This window comes from Maribacter stanieri (assembly GCF_900112245.1).
Classification (GTDB): domain Bacteria; phylum Bacteroidota; class Bacteroidia; order Flavobacteriales; family Flavobacteriaceae; genus Maribacter; species Maribacter stanieri.
Map to the genome: position 1 here is coordinate 1 of NZ_FOYX01000003.1, position 21,874 is coordinate 21,874.

General features: G+C 33.2%; 24 protein-coding genes, 2 rRNA genes and 1 other RNA gene. 12 read left to right on the forward strand and 15 right to left on the reverse strand.

Going from position 1 to position 21,874, the window contains the following annotated elements; genetic code table 11:
• The 3 genes from BM296_RS13905 to trhA form a co-directional block, all read left to right on the forward strand.
• Positions 1-172: ribosomal RNA gene (locus BM296_RS13905) — 23S ribosomal RNA — on the forward strand; the annotation flags it as partial.
• Positions 173-340: 168 nt separating this feature from the next.
• Positions 341-452: ribosomal RNA gene (gene rrf, locus BM296_RS13910) — 5S ribosomal RNA — on the forward strand.
• A gap of 168 nt (positions 453-620) precedes the next feature.
• Positions 621-1,253: a PAQR family membrane homeostasis protein TrhA gene (gene trhA / locus BM296_RS13915; protein ID WP_091903829.1), complete on the forward strand. Its 633-nt coding sequence runs from the start codon at positions 621-623 to the stop codon at positions 1,251-1,253.
• A 22-nt stretch (positions 1,254-1,275) separates the two neighbouring features.
• Here the strand turns inward: trhA and BM296_RS13920 are convergent, their stop codons facing one another.
• Both BM296_RS13920 and BM296_RS13925 read right to left on the reverse strand, forming a co-directional pair.
• Positions 1,276-1,701: a DUF4268 domain-containing protein gene (locus BM296_RS13920; protein WP_027064533.1), complete on the reverse strand. Its 426-nt coding sequence runs from the start codon at positions 1,699-1,701 to the stop codon at positions 1,276-1,278.
• A complete protein-coding gene (locus BM296_RS13925) occupies positions 1,702-2,373 on the reverse strand; it encodes a ZIP family metal transporter (RefSeq protein WP_091903831.1) in 672 nt (223 codons plus the stop codon). It abuts the gene before it with no gap.
• A gap of 94 nt (positions 2,374-2,467) precedes the next feature.
• Here BM296_RS13925 and BM296_RS13930 point away from each other — a divergent pair, with 94 nt between their 5' ends.
• The gene (locus tag BM296_RS13930) at positions 2,468-3,637 is read left to right on the forward strand and encodes a THUMP domain-containing class I SAM-dependent RNA methyltransferase (protein WP_091903833.1); all 1,170 of its coding nucleotides are present in this window, start codon (positions 2,468-2,470) and stop codon (positions 3,635-3,637) included.
• The gene (locus BM296_RS13935) at positions 3,634-3,864 is read left to right on the forward strand and encodes a hypothetical protein (protein WP_091903835.1); all 231 of its coding nucleotides are present in this window, start codon (positions 3,634-3,636) and stop codon (positions 3,862-3,864) included. Before BM296_RS13930 ends, BM296_RS13935 begins: the two co-directional genes overlap by 4 nt.
• Here the strand turns inward: BM296_RS13935 and BM296_RS13940 are convergent.
• The 4 genes from BM296_RS13940 to BM296_RS13955 all read right to left on the reverse strand — a co-directional run bounded on the left by BM296_RS13940 (position 3,859) and on the right by BM296_RS13955 (position 7,905).
• Positions 3,859-4,644 (reverse strand): DUF6048 family protein, encoded by a 786-nt coding sequence (locus BM296_RS13940; protein WP_091903837.1) that lies wholly within the window; start codon positions 4,642-4,644, stop codon positions 3,859-3,861. The two genes, BM296_RS13935 and BM296_RS13940, sit on opposite strands and share 6 nt — an antisense overlap.
• The gene (locus BM296_RS13945) at positions 4,625-5,131 is read right to left on the reverse strand and encodes a DUF6452 family protein (RefSeq protein WP_091903839.1); all 507 of its coding nucleotides are present in this window, start codon (positions 5,129-5,131) and stop codon (positions 4,625-4,627) included. The genes BM296_RS13940 and BM296_RS13945 overlap by 20 nt, the downstream gene beginning before the upstream one ends.
• Before the next feature lies 1 nt (position 5,132).
• Positions 5,133-6,545 carry a 23S rRNA (uracil(1939)-C(5))-methyltransferase RlmD gene (gene rlmD, locus BM296_RS13950; RefSeq protein ID WP_091903842.1) on the reverse strand — a complete coding sequence of 471 codons (1,413 nt, stop codon included), beginning with the start codon at positions 6,543-6,545 and terminating at the stop codon, positions 5,133-5,135.
• 187 nt (positions 6,546-6,732) lie between these two features.
• Positions 6,733-7,905 carry a mechanosensitive ion channel gene (locus BM296_RS13955; RefSeq protein ID WP_091903844.1) on the reverse strand — a complete coding sequence of 391 codons (1,173 nt, stop codon included), beginning with the start codon at positions 7,903-7,905 and terminating at the stop codon, positions 6,733-6,735.
• A 235-nt stretch (positions 7,906-8,140) separates the two neighbouring features.
• On the opposite strand from BM296_RS13955, the gene rocD reads away from it, so the two are divergent.
• Entirely contained in the window at positions 8,141-9,421 is a 1,281-nt protein-coding gene (gene rocD, locus BM296_RS13960) for an ornithine--oxo-acid transaminase (RefSeq protein WP_091903846.1), read from the forward strand.
• 54 nt (positions 9,422-9,475) lie between these two features.
• On the opposite strand, the gene BM296_RS13965 is transcribed toward rocD, so the two are convergent.
• Genes BM296_RS13965 through BM296_RS13975 form a run of 3 tightly spaced genes read right to left on the reverse strand, consistent with a single transcriptional unit; the run spans position 9,476 to position 10,480 of the window.
• The gene (locus tag BM296_RS13965) at positions 9,476-9,787 is read right to left on the reverse strand and encodes a CCC motif membrane protein (protein ID WP_091903848.1); all 312 of its coding nucleotides are present in this window, start codon (positions 9,785-9,787) and stop codon (positions 9,476-9,478) included.
• Entirely contained in the window at positions 9,788-10,126 is a 339-nt protein-coding gene (locus BM296_RS13970; protein ID WP_027066378.1) for a CCC motif membrane protein, read from the reverse strand. It lies immediately after the preceding gene.
• A gap of 15 nt (positions 10,127-10,141) precedes the next feature.
• On the reverse strand, positions 10,142-10,480 hold the full coding sequence (locus tag BM296_RS13975) for a DUF2752 domain-containing protein (RefSeq protein WP_316930010.1): 339 nt from the start codon (positions 10,478-10,480) through the stop codon (positions 10,142-10,144).
• Between the two features lie 26 nt (positions 10,481-10,506).
• On the opposite strand from BM296_RS13975, the gene BM296_RS13980 reads away from it, so the two are divergent.
• Positions 10,507-11,049, forward strand: coding sequence for a DUF8465 domain-containing protein (locus BM296_RS13980; protein ID WP_091903850.1), 543 nt, complete (start codon positions 10,507-10,509; stop codon positions 11,047-11,049).
• Position 11,050: 1 nt separating this feature from the next.
• Here BM296_RS13980 and BM296_RS13985 read toward each other — a convergent pair whose 3' ends face one another.
• Positions 11,051-11,557 (reverse strand): hypothetical protein, encoded by a 507-nt coding sequence (locus BM296_RS13985; RefSeq protein WP_091903852.1) that lies wholly within the window; start codon positions 11,555-11,557, stop codon positions 11,051-11,053.
• Between the two features lie 104 nt (positions 11,558-11,661).
• Here BM296_RS13985 and BM296_RS13990 point away from each other — a divergent pair, with 104 nt between their 5' ends.
• The gene (locus BM296_RS13990) at positions 11,662-12,807 is read left to right on the forward strand and encodes a cysteine desulfurase family protein (RefSeq protein ID WP_091903853.1); all 1,146 of its coding nucleotides are present in this window, start codon (positions 11,662-11,664) and stop codon (positions 12,805-12,807) included.
• Here BM296_RS13990 and BM296_RS13995 read toward each other — a convergent pair whose 3' ends face one another.
• From BM296_RS13995 to BM296_RS14005, 3 genes are read right to left on the reverse strand one after another with little or no spacing between them, the layout of a single operon-like run.
• A complete protein-coding gene (locus tag BM296_RS13995) occupies positions 12,808-13,461 on the reverse strand; it encodes a hypothetical protein (protein ID WP_091903856.1) in 654 nt (217 codons plus the stop codon).
• A 9-nt stretch (positions 13,462-13,470) separates the two neighbouring features.
• Complete coding sequence (locus BM296_RS14000; RefSeq protein WP_091903858.1) at positions 13,471-15,936, reverse strand: carboxypeptidase-like regulatory domain-containing protein; 2,466 nt, start codon at positions 15,934-15,936, stop codon at positions 13,471-13,473.
• 5 nt (positions 15,937-15,941) lie between these two features.
• Positions 15,942-17,633: a M23 family metallopeptidase gene (locus BM296_RS14005; protein ID WP_091903860.1), complete on the reverse strand. Its 1,692-nt coding sequence runs from the start codon at positions 17,631-17,633 to the stop codon at positions 15,942-15,944.
• Between the two features lie 192 nt (positions 17,634-17,825).
• Here BM296_RS14005 and BM296_RS14010 point away from each other — a divergent pair, with 192 nt between their 5' ends.
• The 4 genes from BM296_RS14010 (at position 17,826) to rny (ending at position 20,211) form a co-directional block, all read left to right on the forward strand.
• Entirely contained in the window at positions 17,826-18,116 is a 291-nt protein-coding gene (locus BM296_RS14010) for a coiled-coil domain-containing protein (protein ID WP_027066385.1), read from the forward strand.
• A 13-nt stretch (positions 18,117-18,129) separates the two neighbouring features.
• Positions 18,130-18,426: a cell division protein ZapA gene (locus BM296_RS14015; RefSeq protein ID WP_027066386.1), complete on the forward strand. Its 297-nt coding sequence runs from the start codon at positions 18,130-18,132 to the stop codon at positions 18,424-18,426.
• 56 nt (positions 18,427-18,482) lie between these two features.
• Positions 18,483-18,593, forward strand: a non-coding RNA gene (gene ssrS, locus BM296_RS14020) — 6S RNA.
• A gap of 49 nt (positions 18,594-18,642) precedes the next feature.
• Complete coding sequence (gene rny, locus BM296_RS14025) at positions 18,643-20,211, forward strand: ribonuclease Y (RefSeq protein WP_027066387.1); 1,569 nt, start codon at positions 18,643-18,645, stop codon at positions 20,209-20,211.
• A 51-nt stretch (positions 20,212-20,262) separates the two neighbouring features.
• Here the strand turns inward: rny and BM296_RS14030 are convergent, their stop codons facing one another.
• Positions 20,263-20,523 carry a hypothetical protein gene (locus BM296_RS14030; protein WP_143099080.1) on the reverse strand — a complete coding sequence of 87 codons (261 nt, stop codon included), beginning with the start codon at positions 20,521-20,523 and terminating at the stop codon, positions 20,263-20,265.
• 74 nt (positions 20,524-20,597) lie between these two features.
• Positions 20,598-21,809, reverse strand: a complete 1,212-nt coding sequence (locus BM296_RS14035) for a sensor histidine kinase (RefSeq protein ID WP_091903862.1) — start codon at positions 21,807-21,809, stop codon at positions 20,598-20,600.
• Between the last annotated feature and the right edge of the window lie 65 nt (positions 21,810-21,874).

The window sequence follows — 21,874 nt, forward strand, 5'->3', positions numbered from 1 at the left end:
TGGGTAGCTATGTCGGGATTGGATAAGCGCTGAAAGCATATAAGCGCGAAACCAGCCACAAGATGAGATTTCTTTAAAGGGCCGTGGGAGATGACCACGTTGATAGGCTATAGGTAGAAGGGCAGTAATGTCCGTAGCCGAGTAGTACTAATTGCCCGTCAGGCTTGCGCATACGCTCGTCCCGTTCTTAGGAACGGGGCGGACGACGATCTTTACTTCTTTCTTTTTATACCGAAAATTGCTTAATACTATAAGTGCTTCTTTCCTTTATAGGATCCTGTTCCATTCATGTCAACGATATTGCGGCGGAGGCCGCGCTCGGGAATGCCCGATCTAAAACTTAGGTGGCCATGGCGACGGGGCCCACCCCTTACCATTCCGAACAGGGAAGTTAAGACCGTTTGCGCCGATGGTACTGCTATACCAAGTGGGAGAGTAGGTAGCCGCCTTTTTCGAAAGCCCTTTACAGAAATGTAAGGGGCTTTTTTTTATACCATAAAGTCAAGGTTAGGATTCATACTCTAATCTCTTGTTCTATTTTTGTTCTAAACTTTATAGGAATAATCATTTAATTGAATGGTTGATAATACGATTGTTCGATATATTAAGAACCGATTTACATGTCTTACTTAAAATCCTTAGAGAAAGAAGAAAAGTTCAATACCATTTCACACGGTATAGGTGCATTATTGGCTATTGTAGGTATGGTATTATTGATTAAGTCAAATAGTCATAAATCTGAGTATGCAACGTGGGGAATAGTAATATATAGTTTGTCATTAATAAGCATGTTATTAATATCTACGATATATCATGCAGTCGATAATAAAATTTGGAAACTAAGAATAAGAATTCTTGACCATATAAATATCTATTATCTAATAGCGGGCACGTATACTCCTGTTGCTTTAATAACCCTTATAAATGGTAATGGATGGTTGATTTTCTTTGCTGTATGGGGTATTGCTATTATTGGGACTATTTTAAAGCTTTTTTTTACAGGTAAATATAAAATTGTTTCATTACTTCTTTATCTGGCAATGGGATGGTTAATAGTATTTGATTTTGAAAACTTAGTAGATAATACTTCTGAATTAGGAATTCAATTGTTGATGTTAGGAGGAGCTTTTTATACTATAGGTATCGTATTCTATGCTGTAAGAAAAATTCCCTACAATCATTTTGTTTGGCACCTTTTCGTTTTAGCTGGTGCAATATGTCATTGGTTCTTTATCTATTTAGACGTTATTTAAGGGCTAGCCCTTGTTCTGTTAATTATGAATCTATAATATCTTTATATTCTTCGTAAAATGACTCTATTTGATACATAGAAGTATTCAAGAATTCCATTGTTTGTCTCCAAGTGTTTTTATTGTGAATAGAAACATCGTTTATTTGAACGTAAACCCTTGAAATATCTTTTTGGCTATCTAGTATAAAGAAGTCTTCATAAATAGCCTCAGGAAGATATTCATCTATTAATATTGATTTTAGAGCTACCAGTTGGTCCCAAACTTTCACACGTTGTTCTAGATCTGAATCTACATCAATGGAAACCATTGCCATTTTTAAATTAAAATGAAACTTAAAGGATAGTCCTTTGACCTTAGTTTTATACAAAGTCCATTTATTTGGAAATGATTTTCCAAAAGCAATCCAAAATTCTTCACGTAATTTTCTAGAGTCTTCTTTACTGAACATTTATAAAAAATATGCGATTGTTATTCCTAGTATAATTACTAGTAACTTCCTTAAATTGAATTTATGACCTTCAGAACTTTCAAATAATATTACGGTAGAAATATGTAAAAATACTCCTATTACTAAAGCATTTAGATAAACACCGTATGTAGATAATAAATCAATGGTATGCGCTAAATAGGTACCTAAAGGAGTCATTATGGCAAACAATACCATAAAGAGTCCGGCTTGCACTGGCTTTAAATTAGAACCTAAAAGGAAAATACTTAATATAATCGCTATTGGAATTTTGTGAATTAGAATTCCATAAATAATAGTATCATTAGTGCCTATTGGAAGACCTTCAAGAAGTGAATGTATACAAAGACTGATAAAAAGTAACCATGGAAAATTTTGACTCTCTTTTGATATGTGTACATGACCGTGTTCTGCCCCTTTAGAGAAGAATTCTAAAAATATTTGAAATAGTATTCCTAACATTATGAAAACTCCAATTGACTTTGAATCAATAGTTGAATAAACTTCAGGTAGCATTTCAAATATTGTAAGTGCTAAAAGAAAAGCACCACTAAATGCTAGTAAAAGTTTAAAGGATTCATTTTTTTGTGGCTTAGCTATAAAGACAAAAAGAAAACTAATTAACACTCCTAGAATTGGTAAAATATAAATCATGCAGATGCTAATTAAGCTTTTAGAAAAGGAAATAGGTCATTAATTAAACTAGCGTCAAAATTAGCGTATTTTTGCGGTACGAGAAAAGATGAATATGGGTAATAATTTTAAAATGGTCGCTAAGACCTTATTTGGTTTTGAAGAGCTTTTGTCTAAGGAACTTAGAAATCTTGGTGCCAGCAATGTTGTAGAGGGAACTAGAAATGTATCTTTTGAAGGTGATACGGGGTTTATGTACAAAGCAAATCTTTGTTTGAGAACAGCTATAAAAATTATTAAACCTATTCATTCATTTCGTGTTAGGGATGAAAATGACTTATATAAAAAGATATATGCAATGGAATGGACAGAATATCTTTCTGTCAGTGAAACATTTGCTATTGATGCCACGGTAAATTCAGAACAGTTTACGCATTCATTATATGTCTCTCAAAAAACTAAAGATGCAATAGTAGATAAATTTAGAGATACTGATGGTACTAGACCGGATGTTGATGTAAAGGATCCAGATTTGCGTATAAATATTCATATCCACAATAATGATTGTAATGTTTCTTTAGATAGCTCTGGTACTTCATTACACAAAAGGGGATATCGTACAGCAACAAATATTGCGCCTATAAATGAAGTCTTAGCTTCTGGATTACTTTTATTAAGTGGTTGGGATGGACAAAGCGATTTTTTAGATCCAATGTGCGGTAGTGGAACTATGTTGACAGAAGCTGCTATGATTGCTTGTAATATACCTGCAAATATTAATAGGAAAGGTTTTGCATTCGAAAAATGGACTGATTTTGATGCTGAACTATTTGAAAAGATTATAGACTCTAGCTTAAAGAAGACCAGAGAGTTTCATCATAAAATTATTGGTTATGATAAAGCGCCTTCTGCAGTAAGAAAAGCCCAAGATAATATTGACAATGCTAACCTTACGGATTATATAACTGTTGAACGAAAAGACTTTTTCAAAACATACAAACCAACAGAAGGAACACTACATATGTGTTTTAATCCACCATATGGTGAACGATTAGATATAGATATGGAAAACTTCTATAGCGCTATAGGAGATACTTTAAAACAAGGATATCCTGGCACCAATGCTTGGTTTATAACCAGTAATTTGCCTGCTTTAAAGTTTGTAGGGCTAAGACCTTCTCGTAAGATAAAGGTGTTTAATAGTCATTTAGAATCTCGTTTCGTGAAATATGAGATGTATGAGGGTAGCAAGAAGGCAAAATATCAAAAAGGAAACGAAGAATGAAACCTAAGCATAAAGTTTTAATATATAATTTTTTAGGTTTTGCCAGTCTCTTTGTTTTGTTTCGCTTTGGCTTACAAGTATTACTAACAATAGACTCTTTCTACCTAGCTGTAATTTCAGCTATTGCGGCTTCTTTTTTAGCTCCAAAATTTGCCATTACTAAAATTGACAGCGTAGAGAAGATTGTAATGAAATGGATTTTTATAAAAGGGTTTAAAATATTATAAACGCTCTTTTGGTCTTGGTGGGTCTTGTGGAGGTGCCGATTCTTCAATTTTTTTCTTAACCTTATTTTTCTTTTTGTAAAGAGGTAAGAAATAAGATATGCTGTAATTGTATCCAACTCCAAAATTACTGTCCCAAGTTACTTTATTAAACCCTGGTACATAGAGATTAGGGAAGCGTTCGTCTTCTTTTTGGCTTAATATAAGACCTAGGCGTATACTGGCACCCATATATACATTTGATATTACTTCTATTTTAGTACCAAAAACAGCCTCAATCCAAGTGGCAGAAAGTCCTGAAAATTTTTCGGGCACATCAGAGCCGTTTGCAAAACCATCTGGATTCCAATATCTATTCGTATCAAAGTATTGATAATTATTTAATGTGTTTTCAAAGGTGCTAAATGCTAGTCTACCGCCCATGTAAATTAAATTATGCTCACCGTACCAGTTAGCATATGTATTTTTGTTTACACCTAGTTTTAGATAATTACCAGAAGTAGTAAAATTGTAAAGATCTTCTTGTCTGGTTTTTTCTTCATTTCCAAGTTCAGCGGCTAGATATAAATTCTGATTTAATCTGTAATCCGCAACTATTTCAAAACCTTTATAATTATCATCTAAAGCACCAGTAATGATTCTACTTAAATCTATACCTAACCCTAGACCATAAGATTGTTTATACTCTACCGTATCTTTTGGATTTAAATCTATGGGCTTGCTTTGACTAAGTGCTAAACAAGAACATAGTAGAAATAAAAGATTAATGAAAAATCTTGACATGTGTAGAATCTGAGTTTGTGACTAGGGATTGTGTTATTTCAATATCTTGAATCCAGTTATTATTATCGGCAGTAAGGCTTCCTTGTAATTCATCATAATTTATAACAAAACCACATCCGCGAGATAGAAAATCTTCTAAACGGTTATAGGAAAAAGTAATGGTATCAACGTTTCCAGTTTCTATGCCATCCTCATTTTCAGCAGAACTGCTAATCAATATGAAACTTGTAGCATCTTCATCTGTTTTTAAAGGAATGGATATTGTACTTACCGTACTTCTATCTGTTACAGTATTGATAGTAACATTTTGTCCAACACCTACAGCTCTTAAAGTGGTAACTTCTTTTAAAGCAGAAGTATCTGTAACATCGTAAAATTCTATAACCAAAAGAGGAGTATCTCCCTCAACACAGATATCATCTTTCTCACATGATGATGCGAAGATAATACCTAGGAAAATTAATAATCCGATTTGAAATCTTCTCATTTTAAACTTTCTTTTCTAAAAGTACAACATTTTCTACGTGATGAGTCTGTGGAAACATGTCTACTGGCTGAACTTTATTAATTGTATACATCTCTTTCATTAATTCTAAATCTCTAGCCTGCGTAGCGCTATTACAACTAACATAAACTACTTTTTTAGGAGCGATGTTTAGTATTTGCTGAACAACGTCTTTATGCATACCATCTCGTGGAGGGTCAGTAATAATTACATCTGGTACACCATTTTGAGTAATAAATTGTTCGTTGAATACATTTTTCATATCACCAACAAAGAAATCTACATTCTCGATATTATTACGGACTGCATTTGCTTTTGCATCTAAAATAGCTTCAGGAACAGATTCTATACCGACCACTTTTTTAGCCTTTTTGGAAACAAATTGTGCAATAGTACCGGTACCTGTGTAAAGGTCATATACCAATTCATCACCTTTTAAATCGGCAAAATTTCTAGTTATTTTGTATAATTCGTAAGCTTGTTCAGAATTAGTTTGGTAAAAGGATTTTGCATTAATTTTAAACTTCAACCCCTCCATTTCTTCAAAGATATGGTCCCTACCAGCAAAACAAATGATTTCTTGATCATAAATAGTATCATTCTGTTTTGGGTTAATCACATATAATAAGGATGTAATTTCAGGAAATGTTGTTGAAAGATGATTTAAAAGTAATTCTCTCTTTTCTTTATCATTTTCAAAAAACTGAACCAATACCATAATTTCACCGGTTGATGTGGTGCGTATCATTAAGGTACGCAACATGCCGTGCTGATTTCTTGGATTAAAAAAAGTCAACCCGTTTGCAGTAGCAAATTTTTTTGTTTCTAGTCGAATAGCATTTGATGGGTCTTTTTGTAAATGACATTTTTCTATGTCCAAAATTTTATCCCACATTCCAGGAATATGAAATCCTAATGCATTTTTATCTTCTATTTGATTGTCAGACTTTATTTCATCTAAAGTTAACCAGCGACTATCTGAAAAAGAAAATTCCATCTTATTTCTATAGAAATATTGCTTTTCTGAACCGAGAATAGGGGTTAATTCCGGTAAATCTAAATGACCTATCCTTTTTAAATTATTCTCTACTTCTTTTTGTTTGTAAAACAATTGGTGCTCATAGCCCATATCTTGCCATTTGCAACCGCCACATACATTGAAATGTTGGCACACAGGTTCTACACGCTTGTCTGAAAGGGAGTGGAAAGTTGTTGCGATTCCCTCAAAATATGCTTTACGTTTTTTGGTCGTTTGTACATCAACCACATCGCCTGGTACGGTGTTAGTTAAAAAGATAACTCTTCCGTCAGGTGCTTTACCAATAGTTTTACCTTTTGCTGCTGCATCTGTAACGGTAACGTTTTCAAAAACTAGTCGCTTTGTCTTTTTTCGCATAGCGCAAAAGTAAGCATCCGTTTGCATTTATTATAACAATTACATACACTAGGGTCTATTAATTTTAGTTAAATATGCCTTAGTTTATTTGGCTATAGATTGTTATTTACAATAGAAATTAAAAAAGTCAAGACACCTTATATTAAGGTTTCTTGACTTTTAGGATAAAGGTAATTGTGTTTTTTTACTATTTATTTTTGTTGAATTTATTCAAAATTCTTTCCATCTGTTTTCCTGCAGCTTCTCTACCGCCAAGACCAAAAGAAAGGGCTATTGTAACGGCGATCGTACCCAAGGTAATACCAAACGCCATGTTTATAATATCATCTCCAATTCCCATTGTTTTAAGTCCCATAGCCAAGAATATTGCTAAAATGCACATTCTTACGATTGATGCAACAAAAAGATTATTTTCATCTTTAGCCATTGTTCTATGAGCAATAGATGCAATCCAATTTCCTATAATTAAGATGACTAATCCAAAAAGAATATTACCAGAAACACCCACTAACGTATCAAGCACTTCTGTTAATTTTTGGAATTCTAATTTTTCTAAAGCTGTAGTAATACCAAAAAGTACTATGAAGAAGTAGACAATATTTCCTATTAATTTAGGTAGGTTGGTATTAGAAGAAACGCTACCTAAATTCATCCTGTTAACAATACCATCTAAATTTAAGCTTTCTAATAAATCAGTAACTAACCCAGAAACAAATTTACCTCCAATTACAAAGATTAAAAGTATAAGAACAGCTACTACAATTTTAGGGATGGCATTGAAAAATTGTTCTAGCATATGAGTTGCCGGTACAGAAATAGCATCCATATTCAATATATTCAAAGCAGTAATTAACAAGGGTATAAATATGAAAATAAAAACTACCTTTTTAAGAATGTTGACTAAATCTAAATTTTCTGGTAGTTTTAATTTAGGCACAAAACTCTGTATTGTTTCCCCAGAAAGCCCGACTAGCTCAGAAACTATAGTAGCTAGCATATAACCTATGTAACCTACTAAACCAGCACCTACAATATTAGGTATGTAGCCTGTAAATCCATTAAGTAGATTTTTTACAGGATCTAGAACACTGGTCATACCTAGTTTTTCTAAGGCTAGCATAAAAACAAAAATCATTATAAAAAAGTAAACTAGTTTACCGATAAATGAGGAGAGTTCAATTTTGCCTGACCCAAGTTTACTGTCAATATTGGTTCTTTTAATTAATTTGGTAATTAGTCTTTTTACAAACCCTGCAATAAACCATCCAATTATCAGTATCAATATTGCACCGATCGTACTCGGTAAAAAATCGCCAACTGAATTTGAAAGGCTAGACATCATGTTCTCTAAATAATTCATAGTGTTCTTTTTATATAATAAATTGGTTGTATTAAGTAGGACACAATTTTTTGTTAAAAGTCACATTTTACAGTACTTCATAGGGATTTTTTGTTTTTATGGTGATTCAAAAAAAATATTTGTTAAATTTGTAACTCTACAAGGATGATTTCTCTCCCACGCTGAATTTTCGACTCTTCGAAAGGAAAAAGGTATAGAAGGAATTGCTAAAGTTTTATTTAAAGTAATTTTTACCATGTCAATTTTAGAAAACATCTCTTCTAAGGATGCTATCGCATTAGAAGAAAAACACGGAGCCCACAATTATCACCCACTACCTGTAGTATTAAGTAAAGGTGAAGGTGTATTTGTTTGGGACGTTGAAGGAAAAAAATATTATGATTTTCTTTCTGCATATTCTGCAGTAAACCAAGGTCATTGCCATCCAAAAATTGTTGATGCAATGACAGAACAAGCAAAAACTTTGTCATTGACGTCTAGAGCATTTTATAATGATATGCTAGGCAAGTATGAGAAATATGCTACTGAAACTTTTCATTTCGATAAGCTTTTACCAATGAATACTGGTGCAGAGGCTGTAGAAACTGCACTGAAGATTTGTAGAAAATGGGCTTATGAAAAGAAAGGGATAGCTGAGAATAATGCGGAAATAGTTGTTTGTGAAAATAATTTTCACGGTCGTACTACAACTATAATTTCTTTTTCTAACGATCCTGTTGCCCGTAAGAATTTTGGACCATATACTGACGGATTCATTAAAATAGCGTATGATAATTTAACGGCTTTAGAAGAAGTTTTAAAATCAAACTCAAATGTTGCAGGTTTCTTAGTTGAGCCTATACAAGGTGAGGCTGGGGTTTACGTACCTTCTGAAGGTTATTTAAGTGGCGCAAAAGCATTATGTGAAAAGTATAATGTTTTGTTTATTGCAGACGAAGTACAAACAGGTATTGCTAGAACAGGTCGTTTATTAGCTACTTGTGGTAATTGCTCTTGTTCAGATAAACACTGTAGTGGAACTCCAGAAATTAAGCCAGATATTTTAATTTTAGGAAAAGCTTTGTCCGGTGGTGCTTATCCGGTTTCTGCTGTTTTGGCAAATGATGCTATTATGAATGTTATACGACCAGGAAACCATGGTAGTACCTTTGGTGGTAACCCAATTGCTGCTGCTGTTGGTATGGCTGCTCTAGAAGTGGTAAAAGATGAAAAGCTTGCAGAAAATGCATTTGTATTAGGTGAACTTTTTAGATCAGAGTTGAATAAATTCATACCAACTACAGATTTAGTAAACAGTGTTCGTGGTAAAGGTCTATTGAATGCAATTCTTATTAATGACAGTGAAGAGAGCTCTACTGCTTGGGATATATGTATGGCATTAAAGGAGAATGGATTGTTGGCGAAACCAACACACGGTAATATAATTCGTTTTGCACCTCCTTTGGTAATGACTAAAGAAGAGCTACTAGATTGTGTTTCAATCATTATAAAAACACTGAAAGAGTTTAAACAATAGAAATAAAAAATCCCCGATGTAAATCGGGGATTTTTTTTGTTTATAATTTTTCTTCTATTGAAAATCGGCTGATGCAAATATTGCTATAATTAAACCGAAATAGACTATAGAAAGAATTAAAAGGATAATAGCTATTGCAAGACCAATGTAAGATAAAATCCTGCCAGTATTTATATTTTCATATCCTCTATAATTACCAGGGTTATTTTCATAAAAGCTTTGTGCCTTCTTCGCATTATTTAAACCAATGATACTGAATATGGCGCCAAAAGGACCACAACAGAAAATGGATAAAACAATGGATAAAATTCCAAAAGTTAAAGCGTTACTAGAACCTGGTATTTGTTGATATTCTGAATTGTTCATTTATTCCATTGGTATTCCAAGTTGTTCATAAATTTCAGAGGTTTGTTCTATATATGCATCCCAACCACCCATAGAAACTATTGAGTATACCGTCCATACTAGAGAAAGTACTCCCAAGACTAGTCCAATTATAGCAACAATTTTAGTTGTCTTAAGAGTACTAAAATTGGAATATTCTTGAGGATTTTCCTGATAAGTTTTAGTGTCTTTGTTTACTAAAATTAATGCAATACCAGACAAAATAACACCTCCAATACCAGCACTTACACAGCAGCATAAAAAAGATACGATACTTAGGATAAGAGCGATAGTTACATTAGGTAATTTTTGTTGTTCCATAATTTAAAGGTTTAGTTAAATGAATTTTAAAATGTAATTGGTCAATATAAAACCTACGGTACTTACCATAAGAGTAATCGTAATTGTATTTGAATGTTTAAAGGAATAAATTTTATTGAGCCCTAAAAAACCAAAAAGTAGTAACATAGGGTAAATAGCTGGGTACATTAAAAAAGCAGAAACAAACTCGCCTTTTATTAAAAATAGCAATGAACGTTGTAACCCACAGCCGGGGCAATCAACGCCTAATATCTGTTTTGTAAAACAGGGAAGCATAAAACTTTCTAATCCCAAAAAAATAATTAATGCCTTAAGGCGCATCTTTAAATAAATTAATAGTCCGAAAATTACCATTATTTTTGTGTATTCAAAACAAAAACATGTCTCATTTTAAGATTGGCGATACCGTAGAAACAATTGACGATGTCATAAAAGGCGTAGTTGAGTCTATAAATGATCGCAGTGTCATCATTTTAAGTGATGATGGTTTTCCGTTAACTTTTGATTTTAAGGAGTTGGTTTTAATTTCTGACGATATTCGTGTTTCCAACTATGAAATTGCCAAAATCAAGAAAGAAAAAGAAATTCCTAAAAGAAGAAAAACTACTGTTTTAAGAACAAAGGAGCGTACTGCTCCAAAAATGGAGGTTGATTTACACATTAATCAATTAGTGAAGAATCCAAAAGCGATTAGCAAATTTGATATGTTGAATTTACAGTTAGATACTGCAAAAAGACAACTAGATTTTGCTATTAGTAAGAGAATTCAGAAAATTGTTTTTATACATGGCGTAGGTGAGGGGGTGCTGAAAGAAGAGTTGGGTTATCTCTTTAGAAAGTATGATAACGTTAAGTACTATGATGCGGACTACCAAAAATATGGGCTAGGGGCAACAGAGGTTTACGTTTTTCAAAATTTTTAAATTAACCGGCTGTAGTAGTAACGGTACCAAATTCACTCACTTGCAAATCGGTAATTCTACTTCCGTTTTCGTTTAAAAATGTAATTCCACTTAGTTGAATAGTATGGGTGAATGTTATACTATCTTCAGTAGTAGTGGTGATAATAATACTTCCGCCTTCTGCTTCAATTTCTTCTAAAACTGTTGGTGTAAGTGGTGGTGGCGAATCACAGAAATAAGTACTGGTTACTGTCTCTGAAAATATACGGTAGCTTATTTGAGAGCTGCCAGGAACAGCACTAGTTAATTCTGTAGTACTAACTTCATTTTTTAAAAGCCCACTAGGCAATGTTACTATTAAAGCTTCATCACCATTTATTTTAAACAATACATTTTCGGTTGAGACAGATACTGTATCACAACTTTGAACGGTTTCTATACTATCAAAATCTACGGTTTCTATTTGTAAGTCACCATCATTACATGCAAAGAACAAAATTGAACAACCAATTAAAAGGTATTTTTTCATAATTCAAATTTAATTTAAAATTTGGAAATCTGTCTGTAGCATCACAGTCATTTATGGGTTAATTAACTATTTTTGTGCTTTATTTATTTTTAGAGTATGCTTATATGAAACATGTATATTTAGATAATGCCGCCACTACACAAGTTCACCCTAATGTAATTGCTAAAATGCAAGATGCCTTAGGTACTTACGGAAACCCTTCTTCTACACATAGTTTTGGAAGAACGGCTAAAACTGCTATTGAAAGTGCGCGTAAAACAATCGCTAAATATATTAATGCGCAACCGTCAGAAATTATTTTTACTTCTGGTGGTACAGAGGCAGATAATATGATTATTAGATGTGCCGTTCGTGATTTGGGTGTAAAGACTATAATTACTTCTAGAATTGAGCATCATGCAGTTTTGCATACTGTGGAAGAATTAGAGCAAAAAGCTGCAATTCAATTATTATATGTTGATTTGGATGTATATGGTAATCCAGATTTGGCACATTTAGAAACACTTTTACAAAAAGATGATTCTAAAAAATTGGTAAGCTTAATGCATGTCAATAATGAAATAGGAAATAAAATTGATTTAGAAGAAATTACTTTTTTGTCAAAAAAATACGGAGCACTGGTTCATTCAGATACCGTTCAATCATTAGGTCATTATAATTGGGATGTAAAAGCATTTCCTATTGACTTTTTAGCTGCTGCCGCTCATAAATTTCACGGTCCTAAAGGCATTGGTTTTGCTTTTATTCGTAAAAACTCTGGATTAAGCTGTATGATTTCTGGTGGTTCGCAAGAACGAGGGTTAAGAGCTGGTACAGAATCATTCCATAACATTGTTGGTTTAGAAGAAGCTTTTATACATGCGTATGAGAACTTAGAAGCTGAAAAAAAATATGTTGAAGAGCTTAAGTCTTATTTTATAGCGCAAGTAAAGTCAACTATCCCCAATGCTAAATTTAATGGGCATTCTGGTGATATGGATAAAAGTACTTACACTCTAGTAAATGTATGTTTGCCAATTACAGAAGATAAAGCTATGCTACTTTTGTTTAATCTTGATATGAAAGGAATTGCCTGTTCTAAGGGTAGTGCATGCCAGTCTGGTAGCGATGCCGGTTCACACGTACTTACGCAAATACTATCTGCTGAAGATATGAAAAAGCCATCTGTTCGTTTTTCATTCTCAACATATAATACAAAAGAAGATATTGATTATACTATTGGGGTTATTAAAGATATTATAGAAGCGTAATTAATCTTTATTACGATCGCGTTTTCTTTCTCTTTCGTATGGGAATTTTCTAATGGCTAATTTCATCATTCGGTCAATAAGGTCTGTAGTGTTTTTACCAGTCTTCTTATTTATTTCTTTCTCGTATTTCCAAAGAAGTTTACCAGAATCGCCATCACTTATTTTAATTCCTATTCTACCATAATTGGCGCCACCAGAGAAATAATCTGTAAAACTAAATTCTGTAGGTATACCATTTGATAATAAAATATTTAAATCTAAAGTGCCACTTATAATGCCATCTACACCCAGTATTTCACTTAACTCTTTAGTAGTATAAACATCAATATTTTCATAGCTGATGTTTTCTTTAGCTAAAATGGCAGCGGTATTTTCAATGTTTTGAAAAGTAACAGGTAAATTTTTCTTTTTACTGCGTTTGGAAAAATAAGTTTCTAAAGCATTTTGTACGGCGTAACCTTCATTTTCTTCTAGTCTTTTTTGTTCAGATTTAGATATTTTTTCATTGAGGTCTAAATTGGTTAAAAAAGGTATTATAGCTAGTACGTTGTGGTCTGCACTTAATGCATCAAAGCTTGGGCTTTCGTAAATATTTTTTTGAGCTACGACGGCAAAGGAAGAAATTAGTGTAATTAAGAAAAGTATTCTTTTCATCTGTGTTGTTTATAAGCGAATTCCTAATCTTAAATTTAATACTCTTGATGTAAGGTAATTTGGCACAGCATATTCATTTTTACTGTCCGCATCCCTTACCCAAGTATTGGTAATTGAATTTTGATTATTGAATAAATTGAATATTTCAAAACCTAAACTCAACTCTTTAAAATTGTGAAGCCAATGTGTTTTTGGATATTGTTTGTCCTTATTTGCAAAAATATAGGAAATTCCTAAATCAGCACGTTTATAATCTCTTAATCTATTCTGAAAAATGTATGGGTCAGCATAACTGGGAGATCCACCAGGAACACCTGTTTGATAAACTAAATTCAAATACATTTTCAAATCTGGTATTGTGGGTATATAATCTTGAAAAAGTATTGCAAATTTTATTCTTTGATCTGTTGGTCTAGATATATACCCTTTATTATCTCTGTTCTCTTCTGTTTTTAAATAGCCAAGACTTACCCAAGATTCTGTACCGGGTACAAAAGCACCGTTCATTCTAACTTCCGCACCATATACATAAGCTTCTGTAGTATTATTTGCAGCATAACGTATTCTAACATCTTCTAGAGTATACGGATTTACATTATCCAGTTTTTTGTAATACGCTTCACTAATTAATGTGAACGGGCGTTCCCATAATAAGAAACTATATTCATTACCGGCAACAAGGTGAAATGATTTTTGAGCTTTTACATTTGGTTGAATTGTACCTGTACTATCTCTTAATTCTCTATAGAATGGAGGTTGGTGATACAATCCTGTAGATACTCTAAATAACATATCTTTCTCCCATTCTGGTTTTATTGCAAATTGGGCTCGTGGACTAAATACCGTTTGTGATACCTTTTCTATGTCAGTACCGCTAACCGTCCAATGATGAGCACGTACACCTACATTATAATATACATCTGCATTGTTCCATGTTTTGTGTGTTCCTATTTGAGTGTAGCCAGAAAATCTATTCGTTTTCACAAAATTCAAAGCATTTAACCCGTTATAAGCTATTAATGGGGCCGTAAATGGTTCTGAAGGTTGGTTGTTCACAAACTCAGGCCTTGGTGGTCGAATAGAGAATCCGGCAGAGTCTATAAATTCAGATTCCCGTAACTGATCCCTTATATCTTCATGCGTATATTTTGCTCCCCATTCTAAAACAGAACTGTTCATGACATGGGTTCCTTTATGTTCTAGATTAAAAATAAGGGCGTCTAAATCATTTCTTGTACGGTTAAATTGTGAGCCAATGCCACGAGATGTTAATACCTCGCCAGCCGTATCACTACCTAGATTACTGTCTACTTCGCCAAGTTCGTATGCCGCGACTACATCAGAATATTCTTCCTCGGTGGTGTGGTAGATGGATGAAATAAGTTTTAATGTGGTGTTTTCGTTTAAAAAATAGCTGCCTTTTAAAGCACCTAGTGCAGTTGTGTATTTGTTTGTTTCTTGACCTTCATAATACACAACCAACGCTTGCAGATTATCTATTGTACCAAAATTTGTTTGCCTATTTAATGGCTCGTTATTGTAATCATTAACTGCTATGTTCCCTAGAAAGTTAAGTTGAAACTTTGGAGATATATGATACGTTAAATAGCTTTGAACATCTGTGAATGCAGGGTTAAAATTACTTTTAGTTTGTTGGCTATTTACCAACAAAGAATTATTTCTATATCGAATTCCAGAAACAGAACTTAATTTTTTGTTTTTGGATACTGTTTCTAAACTTGCACTTGCACCTAAAAAACTTAAATCTGCGCGTAATGAAAATAGCGTAGGAGTCTTGTATTTAATATCTAGAACAGATGCCAATTTATCGCCATATTTAGCCTGAAATCCACCAGCGGAAAACTTAACATCTTGAACCAAATCACTGTTTACAAAACTTAATCCTTCCTGTTGAGCAGAACGTATTAAGAAAGGTCTGTAGACTTCAATTTCATTTACATACACTAAGTTTTCATCATAGTTGCCACCACGTACAGCGTATTGTGTACTTAATTCGTTATTTGATGATACACCTGGTAGAAGCTTTAGTATCGTTTCTACGCCAGAATTAGCTCCCGGAATTTTCCGTATACTTTCTGGAGATATGGTTAAAATACCATTTACAGTTTTTTCACCAGTAGCAGAAACAGTAACCCCATCTATTTGCGTAACCTCACTTTTTAATATAGGGTTGAACTCAAAAGTTTCGTTAGTTGTTAATATTAATTTTTCTAAAATCACATCTTTGTATGCGATATGGGAGAAAATTATAGTGGTTTCTTTGTCAGAAGTTATTTCTAAAAGGTAAAAGCCGTCAGGATCCGTTGTTGTGCCTAAACCATTTGCAGTGATATTTACATTTGATAAAGGCTCATTTTCACTACCTAATACTATACCCGAAATAGTAGCATTTTGAGCAAGACCAAAGGTGCCGCACAGCAATATTATAAGGCTTAGTACATTATGTAGTTTCAACTATATTATTTTCTATAAAAAGAGGTGGTTAGGGTATTTGTATTTCCTACATTATCTGTAACGGTAACTTTAAGAACACATTGCGTTTGGTCAGCTATCTTGTCATCAAAATTATAAGTTAAAGTATTACGTTTTGGCTCATATTCCATTAAGATCCATTCGCCATTTAAAGTTGCAGAGTAGGTGTCTACACCACTTAAATCATCTGCTATTTGCACACTCAGGTATTTATAATTGTTAAGCCATTGTTTTTCCTTGAAATTTTTTGTTCTAATTGTAGGAGCAACAGTGTCTCGTGCAAGAGTATATGTCCCTAAGTTTCGTGTCCGGGTGGTAAATTCATTACCTCGTTTATATGTATTTGCATGGTTAGGTCTAAGTTTAGAATCTAACCGAGCAATAAATAATTGTTTTTGTACTTCTTTTGAATATTTAGAGACATCGAAAGTAATAGTGAAATTTCTATGAGCAGGTACTGTGTTATTATGTATGGTTACAGTGTCTTTGCCTTTTTTTAATTCAATATAAAAATCCTCATAAAAGGTATTGGTTGGGAAGTAGACCTTAGCACCGCCCAAATCAAAATTATTCGGTTTTTTAGCGATAACATAATTGTCTGTTGTTTTCTTTTCTTTCTTGTTACCCAGTAAGTTTTTTACACCATCAACCGGAATATTCAATTCAACTTTATTACCGGCATAATCTTTAATCAATAATTTGGCAGTATAACTAAGACCTTCGTTTATATCAATTTTTCCATTATTATATAGTTCTTTATAGATGCTTAGATTGTTTCCGGCAGATTTAAAGCTCTTTTGAATACGCTGTCTATTTCTTCCGTAATATTCATAATCTACAAGTGTATTTATATATCTAGTTTCACCAAAAGAGAAAGATTCAAAGTCGTATAATGAGTATGTTTTACCATTTACACTAAGCTCAACACTATACACTCCGTTTTTGTTCGCAGCCATATCTAGTCTGTCAAATCCTATAAAACCTATGCCAATTTCGCCAAGTGCGGTAACCTTGTCAGCTAAGTAAGTACCATCATTTTGTTTGCTGAAATTCACCTGTGTTCTTTCGTAATTGTTGTTAACATGAGATTTGTCTGTCAACGGATACACGAATAATTTTTCTAGAATAGGATTTGTAGCGTCGGCGACATCCATACCATATAATAAAGGATTGGTCGGCTTTTCTGAAATACTACTTCTAATTTCAAAATGTAAATGTGGACCAGCAGAGCCTCCTGTATTTCCACTATAAGCAATAAGCTCGCCTTTGGAAACTTTTAGTTCACCATAGTCTGGAAATACCTCCACCTCAAAAGACTTTTTATTGTACTGTAGCTTTTTAATGTAGGCTTCAATAGAAGGTGAGAATTTTTGTAGATGCCCATATACAGAAGTATACCCGTTTGGATGCGCTATATACAGAACCTTGCCATAACCCCATAACGAAACTTTTATTCTTGTAATTGTACCATCACCAATAGAATTAACTGGTACACCTTCTCGTTGTTGCGTTTTAATATCAACGCCAGAATGAAAATGATTTGAACGTAACTCACCAAAAGTACCCGCTAAAATAATGGGTATATCCATTGGAGGTGCAAATGCGTCTTTAGGATAATCTTCTTGTGCAAAAAGTGTAAAGCAAAATAACAATAACAGGCTTAGGGATATTTTTCTCATAGGTAGATAGCAATACTGCGAAAATAATTAATCAATAACAATTCCAAGAAGTTGGTTACGCTAAAGTTATTATAAAGCGTTTAACCTAGTGTATTATTATATAAGAACTATTGATTTGCGAATATTTCACAAAACTATTGCTAAGTCATATAATGTATGTTAACTTTGTGTAAATCGCATTGACTGTAATGTATGAGCGAGTTAATTAAAATCGTTGATTCTTTAGAAAATAAAATTAGCAAATTGTTGCATAAACTTGAGGTTTTGAACAATGCTAATGTTGAATTGGAAAAAGAATTAAGGAATATAAAATCTTCACAAGAAAACGCTAGTAAGACGGTTTCAGAATGGGAAGAAAAATATAATTCTCTCAAACTTGCAAATTCAATGCTTGGCAGTAATACCAATAAAACAGAAGCTAAGCTTAAAATAAATACATTAATACGAGAGTTGGACCATTGTATAGCTCAATTATCGGAGTAATGTTTATAATAATATGTCAGATAAGCTCAAAATAAAACTTTCTATTGCTGATAGGGTCTACCCATTGACTATTGATCCTGCTCAGGAAGAAGGCTTGCGTAAAGCGGCCAAGAATATAGAACAGTTGGCTAAGAAATTTGAGCAAAATTATGCTGTTAGGGACAAACAAGATGTATTGGCCATGTGTGCCTTGCAGTTTGCCTCTAAAATTGAGCAAAATGGCATAGAGCAAACGGAAGGAACCAAAGAAGCCGAAGAGCGTTTAAAAGCGCTTGAAGATTTGGTGAGCTCTAAATTAGCTATGAAATAAAAACGTTCTTATAAAAACATTAAGTTACTGCCCACATTGGTAATACCTTTTGACAAACTCAACATTTATTTTTTTTAAAAAGGGTGAGTTTAGATTGTAAAAGCAGGCCCTACTCGTATAGGGATCCTTGATCAGTCTGTTAGCCCTAAACCTGTTTACCGGAGTTTGATCAAAACTTCTCCAATGTGGGCTTTTTTTTTATTAATAAATTACACTATGGATAGTACAATGATAATTATTGCCGCAATAGTTGGGCTGGCAATCGGTTTTGCAATAGCAAAATTTTTGGAAAAAGGGAAAGCCTCTAAGACCATAATAAATGCAAAGAAAGACGCTGAACGTATATTAAAAGATGCAAATGCAGAAGGAGAGAGTATTAAAAAGGAAAAGATTTTACAAGCGAAAGAGAAGTTTTTAGAACTAAAAGCTGAGCATGAAAAGGTCATCAATAGTAAAGACAGAAAGATAAACGAAGCAGAGAAGAGAACGAGAGATAAAGAGTCTCAAGTTAGTAGTGAGCTTGCGAAAAACAAGAACATGAACTCTCAATTAGATAATAAGCTGAAAGATGTAGAACAGAAAAAAGAACTTTTTGAAAAACGTCATGAGGAGTTGGACAAAATGCATAAAAGCCAAATTCAGCAATTAGAAGTAATTTCTGGATTATCAGCAGACGATGCTAAAAACCAATTGGTAGAGAGCTTAAAGGAAACTGCAAAGTCTGATGCCATGGCATATATTCAGTCAACTGTAGAAGAATCTAAACTTACCGCACAACAAGAGGCACGTAAAATAATCATTAATACTATTCAGAGAATTGGTACGGAAGAAGCTGTTGAAAACTGTGTATCTGTTTTTAATATTGAATCTGACGATGTAAAAGGACGTATCATTGGTAGAGAGGGTAGAAATATTAGAGCATTAGAAGCGGCTACAGGTGTTGAAATTATTGTTGATGATACACCAGAAGCAATTATTCTTTCTTGTTTTGATTCGGTTAGAAGAGAGGTTGCAAGACTTTCACTTCATAAATTAGTGACAGACGGTAGAATTCACCCAGCAAGAATTGAAGAAATAGTTAAGAAAACAGAAAAGCAGATTGAAGCAGAAATTGTAGAGATTGGTAAGCGTACTGTTATAGACTTAGGTATTCATGGGTTACACCCAGAACTAATACGTGCAGTTGGTAGAATGAAATACCGTTCTTCTTACGGACAAAATCTTTTGCAACACTCAAGAGAAGTAGCAAAACTTTGTGGCGTTATGGCTGCTGAGTTAGGACTCAATCCTAAGATAGCAAAACGTGCAGGTCTTTTACATGATATAGGAAAAGTACCAAATACTGAAAATGAAGTAGAAACCCCACACGCAATCTTAGGAATGCAATGGGCTGAAAAGTTTGGTGAAAAAGAGGAAGTTTGTAATGCCATTGGTGCTCACCACGATGAAATTGAAATGAAAACATTAATTGCTCCTATCGTTCAGGTATGTGATGCTATTAGTGGTGCTAGACCTGGTGCAAGAAGACAGGTATTAGATTCTTATATTCAGCGTTTAAAAGACCTTGAAGAGGTTGCTTTTGGATTTAGTGGTGTACAGAAGGCTTATGCAATTCAAGCAGGTAGAGAGCTTCGTGTTATTGTAGAAAGCGAAAAAGTAAATGATGATAGAGCAGCACAGTTATCTTTTGAAATTTCTCAGAAAATTCAAACAGATATGACTTATCCTGGTCAAGTGAAGGTTACAGTTATACGTGAGACAAGAGCTGTCAATGTAGCTAAGTAATTTATCTTCTATGTTATAATAAAAAAGCCTTCTATTAAATAGAAGGCTTTTTTATGTTTTATCAAGAGATTCAATCCATGTTCTTAGCATTTTCTCTTCAGTTAGTGTCAGTTTGTTTTTTCTGCCTTTTGGCATTTTCTTCTTTACAAATACTTGGTGTTCTATTACTTCAGCAAAAATATTCATATTTTCTAAAGTAAAAACAGAACGATTCTTCTTATCTAAATGACAATAATTACATTTCTTATTTAATACTGAAAATGCATCCTGTTTCGTATTATTTATCTGATGATTCAAACCTTCAAATTTCATATATGAAGGTTTAAGTGATAAATCAAAAACAGCTAAAATGATCAATAGTATTAGCCTCATAAGCGCAATCCTAATTAAACAAGGTTTTTAGAAAGTGTGAAATTGAAATTTACCCCGTCTTTATTTTCTTTTCTATTCCCAATTTTAATTTCACCGCCAAGTTTATCTATTAATGCTTTAATAGTGGTTAAACCTATACCAGTATCGCTAGCACCTTCGGTTCCAAGTTTTTCGAAAAGGGCAAATACTTTCTCCCAATAACGTTCAGGTATTCCGGGACCATTATCTTCATAGGTGAAGTAATAGAAGTCTTCATCTTCTCGAAATGAGATTATGATTTCAGTATTAGATTTATTGGAAAATTTTATACTATTAGATATTAAGTCTCTAAATATTTGACGAAAACTATTTAAAGAATGCTTGATGCTATGTGAGCAATTAATTAGCTGTAAGTCTGTCGAGCTACTTTCGCACAGTTGTCCATGTATGGTCTGTATCTCTTTTGAGATTTCAAAATCCTCTAAATTTATATCTGCATTGGTAATAGCATTATAATTAATGATTCCATTAATTAATGATTCCATATATTCTACCCTGTTATTTATGATACCTAAATAATTGGGTATTTCTGTCTCCTTGAAAAATTCTGAATAATCTTCTTTTATAAAGCCAACAATAGAACTAATACCCAAGAGTGGCATTTTCATATCATGTGCTAAGCGGTATGACAGATGTTTTAGTTGATTATTTTTAATACGTAATTCTTCATTGATTAGCCTTTGATGAATATTTTGCCGCCTAAGTTCAAATTGCGCCATAACCTGATTCGCTAAATCTTTTAAACTAGCTTGCTGTTTTTCTGAGAATTTAGCTCTAGGTTTTGTGTCAATAACACATAAGGTTCCAATAGATTCTCCCTCTTTGGTATTTAAAGGTGCACCAGCATAAAATTGTACTTTTGACCCACCAGTTACTAAAGGGTTATCAAAGAAGCGTTCATCTTTATTGGCGTCATGTACCAATAATAAGGAGTCTGGTGTGTTAATGGCGTGTGCGCAAAATGCTAAATCTCTAGGGGTCTCGGTAGCATTTATACCATGGTGAGATTTAAACCATTGTCTATCTTCATCTATCAAAGAAACCAACGCCATAGGTGTATTGCAGATATCTGCGGCGATACGGGTAATGGCATCGTATTCTTGTTCTTCTAAAGTGTCAAGAATATTAAAACTTTTTAACGCCTTTAGTCTTTGATGTTCGTTTATTGGTATTTCTGGTTTTAACATATATTAGGTATGACTAATATACCTAATATATAGAAGTAAGTATTTTCTTACTTAAATAACGTACA